We start from the raw sequence: 12974 nt of genomic DNA, 5'->3' as shown, positions 1-12974 counted from the left end.
CCGATCAGCCTTCGCAAGACTCCGCACCAAGGCGCTTGAACATCACGTAGGCGTCCACCAATCCCTTTTCCGGCTCGTTGAAAGCGGATGGAAGGGTTCCGACAATGTCGAACCCGAGCTTTTTCCAAAGCCGGACGGCACCTTCGTTCGTGGAAACGACCAGATTGAACTGCATGCCGAGGAAACCACGCTCCACCGCCTGCAGTTGGGAATGCCCGCACATCCGGGAAGCCACCCCTTTGCCACGGGCTCTGCCCGACACCACATAGCCACAGTTGCAAATGTGGCTTCCCTGACCGGGCTGATTCGGCTTGATGTAGTAGCTTCCAAGTATCTCCCCCTCATCGACGAAAACAAAAGTGGCCTCGGGTGCGTCGATCCAGATCCTGCGGGCCTCATCCTCTCCAATATCGCGGGGAAAGACGTAGGTCCTGCCCGCGCGGAATACCGGCTCCAGAATCTCCCATATGCCGGCCCAGTCAGCGGGTTCATAAGTCCTGATCATTGGTAAAGAATCCATCGTGTCTGCTGTTGCCCACCCTTGAAGAAAAGACATTCAAGCTGTCGGGCGCCCGGCATCGTTCCGCCATTCGCGTCATCGATTGAAACTCGGGAAGGGGATCGTTTCCATGCGAAGAAATCACCCGGCAATTGGAAATCAACCACCTGAAAGTAGCCTCACTAGGGCTCGAACCTAGAATAACGGAATCAAAATCCGGGGTGTTACCATTACACTATGAGGCTTTTGCGACCGGCCTTGCGGCCTGCGGCGGGCGCAACCTAAACCGCCGCTTCCGGGTTTGGCAATAGGGAAAATCACACAATTTCACAAGATTTCGATCATCTTCCCGGTCAGGTGGAAATTCACCACGGGACGGACCCGGATTCCATCAAGGCACAACATCCCCGGGATGAACGCGCGCTTCGCCCGCTCTTCACCTCCTCGGCCGGAAACCCATGGCGAAACGGATCACCACCATCGGCATGGCGGAAATGAGCAGTGCTGCGGCGGCGATTTTGATCCCCGGATAGACGCGGGCCACATTGCGATCCAGTCCGGCAAGGGCTTCGGCGACGACCTGTTCCTTCGGCACGTAGGCGGATTTGCTCGAGGGCATGCCCGGACCGTCGGGCGAGCGGCGGGACACTTTGCCAAACTCGGTCCTCACCGGCCCCGGGCAGACGGCGAGCACGCGGATGTGGTGCTCGCGGAGTTCTATGCGCAGGGCTTCGGAAAAACTGGAGACATAGGCCTTCGTCGCGGCATAGACCGCGAAGTCCGGGATGGGCAGCGTGCTGGCGAGCGAGCTGACGTTGATGATGGCTCCGCCGCCGCGCCGGATCATTTCCGGAACGAGCGCATGGCTGAGGTGGGTGAGCGCCTCGATGTTCACATACAGCATGGACCGCAACCGTTCCCAGGTGGCGGTGGCAAACTCGCCGTAGTCGCCGAGGCCGGCATTGTTCACCAACAGGTCAGGCAGGAACCCGCTCGCGGTCAGATCTTTCACCAGCGTCTCACGCTCGGCGGAAATGTTCAGGTCCACGGCATGAACGGCGACGGCCACGTGAGGGAACTGCGATCTCACGCGGTCCGCGAGCTGCAGAAGAAGCGGCTCGCGACGCGCCACGAGAACGAGCTTTCGGACTCGTGGCGCGATTTGGAATGCGAACTCCTCACCCAGGCCGGCGGATGCGCCGGTGATGAGGGCACAGGAAAAGGAAGCGGTTTCTGGCATGGCGTGGCTATACACCATGCCGGAAGATTACGCCAACTGAGTTTCGCCGTTGGGGCCTTGGGAGACCTGGACAATGCGCAGTGGCAGACGGACGAGGACCTCACCGTCGCAACCGATGTCGATGGAGTAGATGCCGGCTTCCTCGAAGCGGAGGCCTTGCAGGTTCATGACGATGTTGCGGGTCAGGAAAGGAACGTTCTTCGGAAGCTGGACTTCGAACTCGGGCTCGATCGGCATGTTGTTCGGGTCGAGAGATTCGCCGTCCTCGTTGATGATGTTGATGGAGAGCTTGTGACGGCCGGCATCTTCCGGGGTGAAGCAGAAGCGCATGGCGAGCGCGCAGGCAGGGTGCACCACGGGGGTGGCACGCGCCGCGAGTGTGTCGAAGGTTCCGGAAATGACGAGCTTGCCGTTGTAGTCGGCAGCGAAGTCACAAAGAGTGGCGATTTGGATGTCCATGATTGGATGGTTTACGGTGGATTTATTGAAATGAACTCCGCGCACGAATTGGCGCGACAGAGGGGGCACTTGTCTGACCGGATCGCGCCCCAGCGTAAAGCGGAAATATCCGCCGCTTCGAGGTTCCGGGCAAATTGTCACGCCCCGATTCCAAGGGCTTCCGGCCCCCACCCCACAGTGCGGGTCATCCCCGGCGCGGCCGAATCCACCGCGCTGCCGGATTGAGGTAGGTTTTACTCTCATTTTCAAGGGACGAATCGGAGATTTCCCCAAGTTATTCACAATCGAATTCACAACCCATTTTCGAAAGTCCGGCGTTGCTCTGTTGCCACGAAATGCCCCGAATCCAGCGACTTCCCTCGATGTGAATAACTTGGTGGCAACTGCGGATAAGGTCGCAATAAGTCTGATAATCGCTGACTGTCAGATGATTAAAAAATTATTCACATCGAATATTGCTGTCAGGCTTGCGAATAACTTTCCAATTTGCCTGCAAAGAGTTCTGGAACATTCGTTTTATAAGATCGCTGGAAACCGCCGCTCGCTCCTGTAATCCGGGCCTTTTCCGAACATTTTCCCAAGTTATTCACATCGCTGTCCACATGCCTGCGAACAACCCGGGAAAATGCCGCCAAGCTTGGCGAAGCGATTGCTTTTGACCGCCAGAACTCCATGCACTAATCCACTGCGCACGATTTCTCCAAAAGCCATGTCCGCGACTCCCACCATCATCTACACCAAGACCGACGAAGCTCCCGCCCTCGCCACCTATTCCTTCCTGCCGATCGTCCAAGCGTTCACGAAGCACTCGGGCATCACGGTGGAGACGCGCGACATTTCTTTGGCGGGGCGCATCATTTCGCAATTTCCGGACTTCCTCACCGACGACCAGAAGATCGCCGACCACCTTTCCGAACTCGGCGCGCTGACCCTCACCCCCGAGGCGAACATCATCAAACTGCCGAACATCTCCGCCTCCGTCCCCCAGCTCAAGGCCGCCGTCGCCGAGCTCCAGGCGAAGGGATACAAGCTTCCGGACTTCCCTGAAAGCCCGGCCACCGATGCGGAGAAGGACATCAAGGCCCGCTATGCGAAGGTCATGGGCAGCGCGGTGAACCCCGTGCTGCGCGAGGGAAATTCCGACCGCCGCGCCCCGAAAGCCGTGAAGGATTACGCGAAAGCCCACCCCCACTCGATGGGCAGGTGGACCGCCGACTCGAAGACCACCGTCGGCAGCATGAACGGCAAGGGCGATTTCTTCTCGAACGAAAAATCCGTCACCGTGCCGGCGGCCACCGATGTGAAAATCGAATTCTTCGGAGCGGACGGCAACAGCAAGGTCCTCAAGGAGTCCACCCCTCTCAAGGCCGGTGAGATCCTGGACGCCACCTTCATGAGCAAGGCCGCTCTCGTCGCTTTCCTTGGCGAACAGATCGCCCTCGCGAAAAAAGAGGACGTCCTGCTCTCGCTCCACATGAAGGCGACGATGATGAAGGTTTCCGATCCCATCATCTTCGGCCACGCCGTGGAGGTTTTCTTCAAGGATCTCATCGCCAAGCACGCCGGCACGCTCAAGGAACTCGGCGTCGATTTCCGCAACGGCTTCGGCGATCTCGTCGCGAAAATCGCCAAGCTGCCCGCTGACAAGAAAGCGGAGATCGAGGCGGACATCCAGGCCGGCTACGAAGCGGGTCCGGCCCTTTCCATGGTGAACTCCGACAAGGGCATCACCAACCTCCACGTCCCGTCCGACGTCATCGTGGACGCTTCCATGCCAGCCATGATCCGTGCGGGCGGGAAGGTCTGGGACCCGGCGGGCAAGACCGGCGACACCCTCGCCGTCATCCCGGATTCCAGCTACGCGGGCATCTACCAGGCCGTCATCGATTTCTGCAAAAAGAACGGCGCGCTCGACCCGAAAACCATGGGCAGCGTCCCGAACGTCGGCCTCATGGCACAGGCGGCGGAAGAATACGGCTCCCACAACAAGACCTTTGAAATCCCGGCGAAAGGCACCGTCAAGGTGACCGACTCCGCCGGAAACGTCCTCCTCTCCCATGAAGTCGAAGAGGGCGACATCTGGCGCGCCTGCCAGACCAAGGACGCCCCGATCCAGGATTGGGTGAAGCTCGCCGTCAAACGCGCCAAGGCCTCCGGCGACCCCGCCGTTTTCTGGCTGGACAAGAACCGCGCCCACGACGCCCAGATCATCGCCAAGGTCGAAACCTACCTCAAGGACCACGACACCACCGGCCTCGATCTCCACATCCTGCCGCCTGCCGAAGCCTGCACCTTCTCGCTCGAGCGCATCGTCCAAGGCAAGGACACCATCTCCGTAACCGGCAACGTCCTGCGCGACTACAACACCGACCTGTTCCCGATCCTCGAAGTCGGCACCTCCGCGAAAATGCTTTCCATCGTCCCCCTCATGAACGGCGGCGGACTCTTCGAAACCGGTGCGGGCGGTTCGGCGCCGAAGCACGTGGAGCAGTTCACCGAGGAAAACTACCTGCGCTGGGATTCCCTCGGCGAGTTCTTCGCGCTCGCTCCGTCGTTCGAGCAGATCAGCGAGATCTTCAGCCTGCCGAAGGCCAAGGTCCTCGCCGACACGCTGGACGCGGCAACCGGCAAGTTCCTGGAATTCGACCGCAGTCCGGGCCGCAAGCTCGGCACCATCGACAACCGCGGCTCGCATTTCTACCTCGCCCTCTACTGGGCGCAGGCGCTCGCCGCACAAGACAACGATGCCGAACTGAAAGCCATCTTCACCCCCGTCTCGGAAGCCCTCTTCACCCACGAGGCCCGCATCGTCGAGGAACTCCTCGCCGTGCAGGGCAAGCCTGTGGACATCGGCGGCTACTTCCAGCCGGATGATGAAAAAGCCAACGCCGCGCTCCGCCCGAGCGAGACGTTCAACCACATCCTCGCGGCGATCTGAATTTGATAGGAAATGAACCATTCCAGTTCATTCACCTCACAAGCCCGCCGGACGCATGTTCGGCGGGTTTTTCGTCGTATTGAAGTTCGGAATATCTAACAAATACTTGCCACCGTGAAGAAGCGGGAGAACCATTATAACCTCCAAGTCCAGAGCTAGTCAGAAGGAGGGGATGGACATCTTCGGTTTTTCGGACGGCGCATGGCCGCTTGGAATCCGCACAAGCCGGATATGTTAGAAATATCCTTGACCCCGAACCTCACCGGCGCTTTTAAACGATGTCCATGCTAATGAAAAAATCCATCCTCATCACCACGCTTGCCTCTCTTGTGATCGCGTCCAGCGCGTCCGCGGCAGTAACGGCCTTTTCCCTTCCAACCCCGGTCTCAACCTACTCCAACGCGGGGAACGCCCAATACGTTCTGGGATACACCTTCACTGTGGGATCGAATCCTCTGACCGTCACTGATCTGGGCTTCTTTGACGCCGGTGGCAACGGATTGGGAACCGCCCATCCTGTGACGATCTGGAACAGCGGGGGAACTGTCGTGGGAACCGCGACGGTTTCCAGCGGAACGACCGGAACGCTGGAAGGCGGCTATCGATATACCACCGTTCCGGAGCCGATCACACTCAGTGCCAACACCACCTATACGATCGGAGCCACCATGTATACCAACATGGATGTTTCTCCGGCCAACCAATCCATCGCAGCGGCCACTGCCGCGGCGGGCATCACGCTGGGAAGCGCGCGAAGCAACATGACAGGTGTTTTTCCAACGGGTGATCCAAACGGATTGGGGCACTATCTAACAGCCAACTTCAAGTTCAATGCGGTCCCGGAACCGGGTGTCGCATTGCTCGCGGGTATCGCGGCCATTCCTTTTCTGCGGCGCCGCCGCTGATAAGGCGGTTCGAAGCTCCCGATATCCCGCGCGGCCGGCCCCAAGGCTGGAGCAATTCCATTTCTCCAGCTTTTGAGGTGGGGCGCGGGGATGTGTTGGCTGGGTTCAGATTTTGACTCAAGGAGGGACCCCTTGGGGATGATTTCGCGCGACTTGCGGCAAATCGCCTCGCGACCGGGTCTTGGCAGGTAGTTCGTCACGCTGGCGTTCGACATCTCCGGCATTGGTCTTTTCCGGGCCAGCCCGGAAGAAGCCGCTTCACGCGATGCCATCTTCCGGAGTTCCAGCCCCCGCCACATTTCCCACCAAAAAACTTGGCCAGCGGCGTGCTCAACCGCTTGTATTCCGCCCGATGACTCTTCCGAATCCATCCAGCCCTCCCGACATCATCTGCATCGGAGCCGTCCTCTGGGACATCATCGGGCGCGCACCCGTCGCCATGCGCCATGGTTCGGATGTCGGCGGACGCATCACGCGGCTTCCCGGGGGGGTGGCGATGAATGTGGCGATGACCATGCGCCGCTTCGGCCTCGCGCCCACCCTGCTCACCGCCATCGGCCGGGATGCGGTGGGTGACGAACTGATCGCCGCCTGCGGTGGAATGGAAATCGACACACGCTACGTGTATCGCGACTCCGGGCTGCCGACCGACCGCTACATGGCGATCGAGGACGTGAACGGTGTCATCGCGGCGATCGCCGACGCCCATTCTCTGGAAGCCTCCGGTGGGGACATTCTCACGCCTCTTGCCGATGGCCGCCTCGGCAGCGCGGAGAATCCCTGGTCCGGCCTGATCGCGCTGGATGGAAATCTAACGGAAGAGCTGCTCGCGGACATCGCCGTCTCCCCGCTCTTCGCCGCCGCCAACCTCTGCATCGCTCCGGCCAGTCCGGGGAAAGCAGAGCGACTCCGCTCGTTGATCCCCCATCCGCGTGCGACGCTCTATGTCAATCTGGAGGAAGCGGGCCTGCTCTGCCACGAGAAGTTCCCGGATTCCGAAACCGCGGCGCATGGCATGCTGGCACTCGGTGCCCGGCGTGCGATCATCACCGACGGCCCCCGTGGTTGCTCGGACGCGCTTGCTGGAGAAGGTGTCATCACGGATCATCCTCCCCAGGTGAAAGCGGGGCGCTGCACAGGTGCGGGCGACACATTCCTTGCCTCGCACATCGTCTCGGAACGCGCGGGCAGATCCCGTGCGGAAGCGCTTTCCGCCGCACTTGAAGCCGCGGCCATTTATGTCTCGGGGGAAGTCGGACTATGAAGCTGCCCCTCCAGTTTTCGGAAGAGGTCCGAGCCGCCTGTGACGCGGGGACGCCGGTCGTCGCGCTTGAATCCACCATCATCACCCACGGCATGCCCTATCCCCAGAACGTGGAAACGGCGCGTCTGGTGGAAGCGGAGGTCCGCTCGGCAGGCGCGGTTCCCGCCATCATCGCGGTCATGGACGGCAACATCCGCATCGGTCTTTCCCCGGAAGAACTCGAATCCCTGGGCCAGGCGAAAGGCGTCATGAAACTCTCGCGGGCGGATCTCGCCATCGCACTTGCCTCCAAGCGCACGGGAGCCACCACCGTCGCCGCAACCATGATCTGCGCCCGGCTCGCGGGCATCGATGTTTTCGCCACCGGCGGCATCGGTGGCGTGCATCAGGGCGCGGAACAGGATTTCGACATATCGGCCGATCTCCGCGAACTCTCGGAAACCGCCGTCTCCGTCGTGTCCGCGGGAGCGAAAGCCATTCTCGATCTCCCGAAAACCCTGGAGGTGCTCGAAACCCTCGGCGTCCCCGTCATCGCTGTCGGGCAAAATGATTTTCCCGCCTTCTGGTCGAGATCTTCCGGCTTGGCCGCGCCCCTGCGGCTTGATGACCCGGCGGAAATCGCGGCCTCCCACCTCATGCGCGCCCGCCTCGGCCTGCCCGGTGGCCAGCTTGTGGCCAATCCCATCCCGCCCGGCGACGAGATCACGCGCGATATCATGATGCCCGTGGTCGCAAGCGCTCTGGCGGAGGCGAAGTCCCGGGGAATCGCCGCCAAAGCGGTGACACCCTTTCTCCTCCAGCGAATCTACGAACTCACCGAAGGACGTTCGCTCACGGCCAACATCGCGCTCGTGCTCAACAACGCCCGCCTTGCCTCCGCCATCGCCACGGAGATCGTCCGGCAGAGGAACGCGTGAAAATCCCGGCGAAACTCAGCGTGCCGCCCACGCGCTCTTCGGCTTGGGAATGACCGTCGAGGCAAGCAGCAGGCCCATCGTGAAGCCACCCACGTGCGCCCCGTAGGCGATCCTTTCCCCATCCCCGGACATCAGGTTGAGATAATCCAAACAAACCCCGACCACGGCCAGCAACGCCAGTTGCCCGGGTGTGACCGGCCTCGACATGGGCCATATGTGCGGAGAGGGAAGTTTCCACCGCACCGCCAGGCCGAGATAGGCTCCCTCGAAGCCCATCAGCGCGCCCGACGCTCCCAGCATCGGCGCGAGATCGTCACGATGCATCCCCACATGCGTGGCCGCGGCGGCGATGGAAGTGCCCACAAACAGCACCAGCATCCAGCGCCACCCGAGCAATTCGACGAGCAACGCCCCGAAGATCCAGAAGAAAGTCATGTTGGACGTGATGTGCTCGATGTCTCCATGAAGAAACGCATAACTCAGCATGGTCCCGAATGTTTTCCAGTCCGCGACGGATGACCTCCCTTCCAGCAGATGATTCCAGCTTTCCATCACATCCGCCGGCACCGACATGAGATTCATGTACCACAGCGGCCCGAAAGCCTCCTGCGCGAAAAAAATCAGGAACATCAGGCCGATCAATATCAACAAAGGCCCCTGCTCGCGGAATAGCCTCTTCAGGCCGACGGATTGAAAACTCACAGGCCTTATGAAGCCTAGTCGGCCGGGAGTGGCAACCGGAAAGGAATCATCCGGCATCCCCCACGGTTTCCGATGATCATTGCAAGTCCGGACGACAAATCCATTTCCCAACCGATCCTTCTGCATTACCTTGCCCGCATCACATGTTGGAAGACGATTTCACCTACGTCATTCGCAAGGCCTTCAAGGGACTTGAACTCGCACCGGCCGAGGCGGCGGCGCGGGCGGGACTTGCGGAAAAGGACGTGCTCGCGTTTTCCCGAGGCGATTTTTCCGCGGACATCGCCCGGAAGCTGGCCCCGGCCTTGGGCCTCGATCCGGAGGCGCTTGCGAACCACGCTCATTATCATCCGCAACCCATTACCCTTCCGGAAATCCAACGGCTCGATCTCCCCTTCGACGGCGAACGGGTGAACGCCTGGCTGGTGAGATCCGGCGGAACGGCCCTGCTTTTCGATACCGGCAACGACCGCGACTCCTGCTTGACCGCGCTCGGCGGCATCCGTCCTGATCAAATTTTCATCACTCACGGCCATCGCGACCACATCGGAGGAAATGCTTCGTTTGAAGGTATTCCGATACATGGTCCGGAAATCCCCCGCACCACCCCCGTCGCCGCCGGAGACAGCCACACATGCGGCTCCCTCGTCATCCGCGCGGTGGATCTGTCCGGCCACCACACACCCCAGGTCGGATACCTCATCGAGGGACTTGAGCTACCGGTCCTTGTCACGGGTGACGCGCTTTTCGCAGGATCCATGGGAGGTTGTCCGACACGTGAACGATATCAACACGCCCTCGCACGGTTGGACGATGTCCTCGCACCACTGCCTGACACCACCGTGCTGCTGCCCGGTCATGGTCCGGCCACCACACTCGGGGAAGAGCGGCGGAGCAATCCGTTCTTGTCAGCCCGATAGACGGCCAACCTCCGGGCTTTGTCATCATCATCGATACCGACGAGGGAGCGAAATCAGCGCAACCTCTTCACCAACCAATCGCAGACGAAAGCCAGAGCCTCGGCATCGATCCGGACCGGAGACGGCAACTTCGCATAATTTCCCGGAAAGCCGTCCTCATCCTTCACCAGAAGATGATTGAGTCCGGGAACCACACAGGCGGTCACATCCATGTTGCCCCCCTCCAGAAATGCCGCCGCTTGCAACGGAACCTGTGCCGGCAACGCCTGCTGGTCGCGGGATCCGGTCAGGACAAGCGCGGGCGCTTTCACACGACGCATGGCTGCGGAGGGATCAAGCGTGAGAAAAAAACTGAGCCACGGATCTCCGGTCATCATCGCGTCGATTTTCGCGGGAATGGCGGCCAGCAGCTCGTCCCGCATGGCCGGTGTCAACGATGGGTCGTGCCTATATTGATTCCCGATCTGAAAGTGCAAAGCGCTGCGGGGAGGTTCCGCCACTCCGGCCAGCAGCACGAGCGCGGCCAGCCCCGATTCCTTCTGCGCCACCAGCGGCGCGATCACCGCACCTTCGCTATATCCCAGGACCGCCAGTTTGTCCGGATTGATTTCCGGGCGGCTCCGCAACCATGCCAGGCCAGCCCGGACGTCCTCCGCGAAGTCCCCGCTAGTACTGCCCCTGAAGGTGCCGCCGGACGAACCCGTCCCCCTGTCGTCCATACGCAACACGGCGATTCCCCTGCGGCCCAGTTCATCGGCGATCTGCCGGAAAGGACGGTAGTCGCCGATTCCCAGAAATCCATCCCTCTCCTGCGGCCCGGATCCGGTGATGGTGATCACCGCTGCGACAGGATGGTCCCTCCCGGCATTTTTCGGCAGGGTCAGGGTTCCCGCCAGTTGATGGCCTGCCGGTGTGGGGACGGACACCTCGCAAGCGGTGTAGGGTGCGTCCGACGGAGCTTCATATCCTGCGGATATTCCCGACCCGGCGCCAGCGGCAGTCCGTTCCGCATCCGCCAGGCAACAGTTTGCGATCAACACGATGTTCAGCAGGGTGGCTTTTCTGAACAGATGGAAAATCGAAAGGAAACACGTGACGAAAGCGGATTTCATGGATCGGTGTTTGGGGGAACGGCTGAATCACGGTCTTTGCCAATGCGCGTTTTCTTGAAAAGCAGTGCAAGCCAGCAAACAGCCGCCGCTCCCAGCACGCACCAAGGGGTCAGCCAACCGACACGGGTGTAGATCGTGAGTGCGGTTTCCCGCTTCATCATGCCGTGGACAGGACCCTGCTTGAGAGCGTCCAGCCTTGCGTGGAGATGACCGTTCGGATCGATGATTTGTGAAACACCCGAGGTCGCCACGACGAAAAGCCAGCGTCCGTTCTCACAGGCACGGATGCGGAAAAGCTCCGCATGCTGGTCGTGCTGGCGGGCAGTCCATTTCTCCGCATCCATGGTCGGCGCGACGATCAGCTCCGCTCCGGCGGCGGTCATGCCCCGGACGACTCCTTCGTAGTCGCAGTCGAAACAGATGGGCGTGCCGATTTTGCCGTGGGCGGTCGGGACCGGCAACGTGGTCTTGCCCGGTGCGCCATCATTGAAAAAATGCACGGGATGGACTTTCGTATGCTCGCCGAGGACGCCTGAAGGATCAACGGTCAGGGCGATGTTCCGCCAGTCCTTGTCCGACGCGAGGCCGACCTTGCTGCCGAAAACAAGTGTCAGCCCACGTTCATGGCAAAGCTTCCGCACCAATTCCCAATCGCGCTTGTCCGAACGGATGTCATAGGGAACGGCATACTCCGGCCACACCACCAGATCCACGCCGGCCGGCATCTCCCGCGTCCCCTTGAGATAGTCGGTCAGGGAAACGCCCTCCAGTTGCAAGCCACCCACACTGACCGCGCGCGCGTCGTCATCCGCAGGTTCCGGCACACGGGGATTCAGGAAAACGCAGGCAGCCAGCACCGACAGCGCCACCGTTCCCCCCATCCATTTCCTCGCTACGAGAAAAGCCGTAGCCAGCACGACAACCAGACCCACACCGTAAACACCGATCCATGGCAGCAACGAATTCGGCCCCACCGCAAGTCCGGCCGTCATCCAGGGAAACTTGAGAGGAAACAGCTCCGCTCGTATGAACTCCAGCGCCGACCAGTTCAACGCGGTGAAGGCGGCCCATTTCCATCCGGTGATTCCCCGGATCGCGGCACGGCTCTGGAACTCCGCGAACAGCACGCTGAATCCCGCGAGCACCGCCCACAACATCACCGCCATGGTGCCGAATATTTCCATCAGCCATGTCAGCCCGGACGCATAAACCGCCATCCCGTGCAGGAAACCGATGGTCCGCGCCCGCGTCCCTTTCTCACCATCGAGAGCGATCAACAATCCAACCAGGCCGGGCAGCACCAGCCATCTCCAGCCGATCGCCGGAAACGCCGAGGCGAACACCGCTCCGGAAATCACGGACAACGTGCAGCGGGCGGGAAACGAAGAAAGGTGTTTCATGGAAGAGTTCGGAAAATGGCCATCAACAGACCAATCAATCATTGGTGAAACAAAACCTCCGGGCAATGTCATTTTCTCCGGAAAAACACCTTTCCGCCCGAAGAACCGCCGCCTATTTTCCCGCACGATGAAGGCACCCGAAAAGACGGAAGAGGAAAAATGGATCGCGGAAGAGCGCCGGAAAGTCATCGATTACCTCGATTTTCAAGGCTGCCGGCATGGAGGCGTGGAAAATTGGCCGACCTTCCACGTGGAACCGGACGTCGCGCTCTGGGCTGTCCAGTCCGTGAAGCACAGCGGGCGCGTCGGTTGGTGGGCCATCAGCGGGGATGTCCCGACGGACTACATGTCCAGCACCCTCGGCGAGGAACCACGCGAGGCATTGCTGCATTTCAGCGCGGAATGGGCGGATGTGGCCGACCACATGCGGCGGGGCGAAGAGCACCCCACACTCAATATGGGAACCCCGGAGGAGTGGCCGGAACTCGCCGAAATGCTCCAACACCGGGCCGACGCGCTGGCCCGTTACGCCGCTGAAGAGGGGTGGGACGACTGAGGGTTGCAAACAACGGAAAGCGCCTGTCTCCGGACCCGTCTCCGGACCTGTCGTCGGACCCG

The 12974-nt window shown here is 60.8% G+C and carries 12 protein-coding genes and 1 tRNA gene; 6 read left to right on the top strand and 7 right to left on the bottom strand.

All coding sequences use genetic code 11. From position 1 onward, the window contains the following. Window positions 1–4 precede the first annotated feature (4 nt). The 4 genes from JIN84_RS14260 to JIN84_RS14245 all read right to left on the bottom strand — a co-directional run bounded on the left by JIN84_RS14260 (window position 5) and on the right by JIN84_RS14245 (window position 2198). Entirely contained in the window at window positions 5–505 is a 501-nt protein-coding gene (locus JIN84_RS14260) for a GNAT family N-acetyltransferase (protein ID WP_200351711.1), read from the bottom strand. A gap of 168 nt (window positions 506–673) precedes the next feature. Continuing rightward, window positions 674–744, bottom strand: a tRNA-Gln gene (locus JIN84_RS14255). Between the two features lie 191 nt (window positions 745–935). Further along, window positions 936–1739, bottom strand: coding sequence for an SDR family NAD(P)-dependent oxidoreductase (locus JIN84_RS14250; RefSeq protein WP_200351710.1), 804 nt, complete (start codon window positions 1737–1739; stop codon window positions 936–938). A 27-nt stretch (window positions 1740–1766) separates the two neighbouring features. Further along, window positions 1767–2198, bottom strand: a complete 432-nt coding sequence (locus JIN84_RS14245) for a DUF6941 family protein (RefSeq protein ID WP_200351709.1) — start codon at window positions 2196–2198, stop codon at window positions 1767–1769. A 709-nt stretch (window positions 2199–2907) separates the two neighbouring features. Between JIN84_RS14245 and JIN84_RS14240 the strand changes: the two genes are divergently transcribed. The 4 genes from JIN84_RS14240 to JIN84_RS14225 all read left to right on the top strand — a co-directional run bounded on the left by JIN84_RS14240 (window position 2908) and on the right by JIN84_RS14225 (window position 8222). Then, on the top strand, window positions 2908–5136 hold the full coding sequence (locus tag JIN84_RS14240; RefSeq protein WP_200351708.1) for an NADP-dependent isocitrate dehydrogenase: 2229 nt from the start codon (window positions 2908–2910) through the stop codon (window positions 5134–5136). Between the two features lie 290 nt (window positions 5137–5426). Next, window positions 5427–6041 (top strand): DUF4082 domain-containing protein, encoded by a 615-nt coding sequence (locus JIN84_RS14235; RefSeq protein ID WP_200351707.1) that lies wholly within the window; start codon window positions 5427–5429, stop codon window positions 6039–6041. A 352-nt stretch (window positions 6042–6393) separates the two neighbouring features. After that, complete coding sequence (locus JIN84_RS14230; protein ID WP_200351706.1) at window positions 6394–7305, top strand: PfkB family carbohydrate kinase; 912 nt, start codon at window positions 6394–6396, stop codon at window positions 7303–7305. Continuing rightward, a complete protein-coding gene (locus JIN84_RS14225; RefSeq protein WP_200351705.1) occupies window positions 7302–8222 on the top strand; it encodes a pseudouridine-5'-phosphate glycosidase in 921 nt (306 codons plus the stop codon). The genes JIN84_RS14230 and JIN84_RS14225 overlap by 4 nt, the downstream gene beginning before the upstream one ends. Before the next feature lie 15 nt (window positions 8223–8237). Here JIN84_RS14225 and JIN84_RS14220 read toward each other — a convergent pair whose 3' ends face one another. Further along, entirely contained in the window at window positions 8238–8852 is a 615-nt protein-coding gene (locus JIN84_RS14220) for a rhomboid family intramembrane serine protease (RefSeq protein WP_234043471.1), read from the bottom strand. Between the two features lie 215 nt (window positions 8853–9067). Here JIN84_RS14220 and JIN84_RS14215 point away from each other — a divergent pair, with 215 nt between their 5' ends. Then, window positions 9068–9844, top strand: coding sequence for an MBL fold metallo-hydrolase (locus JIN84_RS14215; protein ID WP_200351703.1), 777 nt, complete (start codon window positions 9068–9070; stop codon window positions 9842–9844). A 53-nt stretch (window positions 9845–9897) separates the two neighbouring features. Here JIN84_RS14215 and JIN84_RS14210 read toward each other — a convergent pair whose 3' ends face one another. Both JIN84_RS14210 and JIN84_RS14205 read right to left on the bottom strand, forming a co-directional pair. After that, window positions 9898–10956, bottom strand: coding sequence for an alpha/beta hydrolase family protein (locus JIN84_RS14210; protein ID WP_200351702.1), 1059 nt, complete (start codon window positions 10954–10956; stop codon window positions 9898–9900). After that, window positions 10953–12356, bottom strand: a complete 1404-nt coding sequence (locus JIN84_RS14205) for a nitrilase-related carbon-nitrogen hydrolase (protein WP_200351701.1) — start codon at window positions 12354–12356, stop codon at window positions 10953–10955. The genes JIN84_RS14210 and JIN84_RS14205 overlap by 4 nt, the downstream gene beginning before the upstream one ends. A 127-nt stretch (window positions 12357–12483) precedes the next feature. Here JIN84_RS14205 and JIN84_RS14200 point away from each other — a divergent pair, with 127 nt between their 5' ends. Further along, window positions 12484–12912 carry a DUF4826 family protein gene (locus tag JIN84_RS14200; protein ID WP_200351700.1) on the top strand — a complete coding sequence of 143 codons (429 nt, stop codon included), beginning with the start codon at window positions 12484–12486 and terminating at the stop codon, window positions 12910–12912. Window positions 12913–12974: the final 62 nt, after the last annotated feature.

The organism is Luteolibacter yonseiensis, assembly GCF_016595465.1.
Taxonomy (GTDB): Bacteria; Verrucomicrobiota; Verrucomicrobiia; order Verrucomicrobiales; family Akkermansiaceae; genus Luteolibacter; species Luteolibacter yonseiensis.
Note: the sequence above shows the minus strand (reverse complement) of the source record. Positions and strands in the feature narration are given on the sequence as shown.

What these genes read in the sequence shown, in the direction of transcription:
- JIN84_RS14260 (WP_200351711.1), bottom strand. Translation starts at nt 505, where the DNA reads ATGATCAGGACTTATGAACCCGCTGACTGGGCCGGCATATGGGAGATT.
- JIN84_RS14250 (WP_200351710.1), bottom strand. Translation starts at nt 1,739, where the DNA reads ATGCCAGAAACCGCTTCCTTTTCCTGTGCCCTCATCACCGGCGCATCC.
- JIN84_RS14245 (WP_200351709.1), bottom strand. Translation starts at nt 2,198, where the DNA reads ATGGACATCCAAATCGCCACTCTTTGTGACTTCGCTGCCGACTACAAC.
- JIN84_RS14240 (WP_200351708.1), top strand. Translation starts at nt 2,908, where the DNA reads ATGTCCGCGACTCCCACCATCATCTACACCAAGACCGACGAAGCTCCC.
- JIN84_RS14235 (WP_200351707.1), top strand. Translation starts at nt 5,427, where the DNA reads ATGAAAAAATCCATCCTCATCACCACGCTTGCCTCTCTTGTGATCGCG.
- JIN84_RS14230 (WP_200351706.1), top strand. Translation starts at nt 6,394, where the DNA reads ATGACTCTTCCGAATCCATCCAGCCCTCCCGACATCATCTGCATCGGA.
- JIN84_RS14225 (WP_200351705.1), top strand. Translation starts at nt 7,302, where the DNA reads ATGAAGCTGCCCCTCCAGTTTTCGGAAGAGGTCCGAGCCGCCTGTGAC.
- JIN84_RS14220 (WP_234043471.1), bottom strand. Translation starts at nt 8,852, where the DNA reads ATGTTCCTGATTTTTTTCGCGCAGGAGGCTTTCGGGCCGCTGTGGTAC.
- JIN84_RS14215 (WP_200351703.1), top strand. Translation starts at nt 9,068, where the DNA reads ATGTTGGAAGACGATTTCACCTACGTCATTCGCAAGGCCTTCAAGGGA.
- JIN84_RS14210 (WP_200351702.1), bottom strand. Translation starts at nt 10,956, where the DNA reads ATGAAATCCGCTTTCGTCACGTGTTTCCTTTCGATTTTCCATCTGTTC.
- JIN84_RS14205 (WP_200351701.1), bottom strand. Translation starts at nt 12,356, where the DNA reads ATGAAACACCTTTCTTCGTTTCCCGCCCGCTGCACGTTGTCCGTGATT.
- JIN84_RS14200 (WP_200351700.1), top strand. Translation starts at nt 12,484, where the DNA reads ATGAAGGCACCCGAAAAGACGGAAGAGGAAAAATGGATCGCGGAAGAG.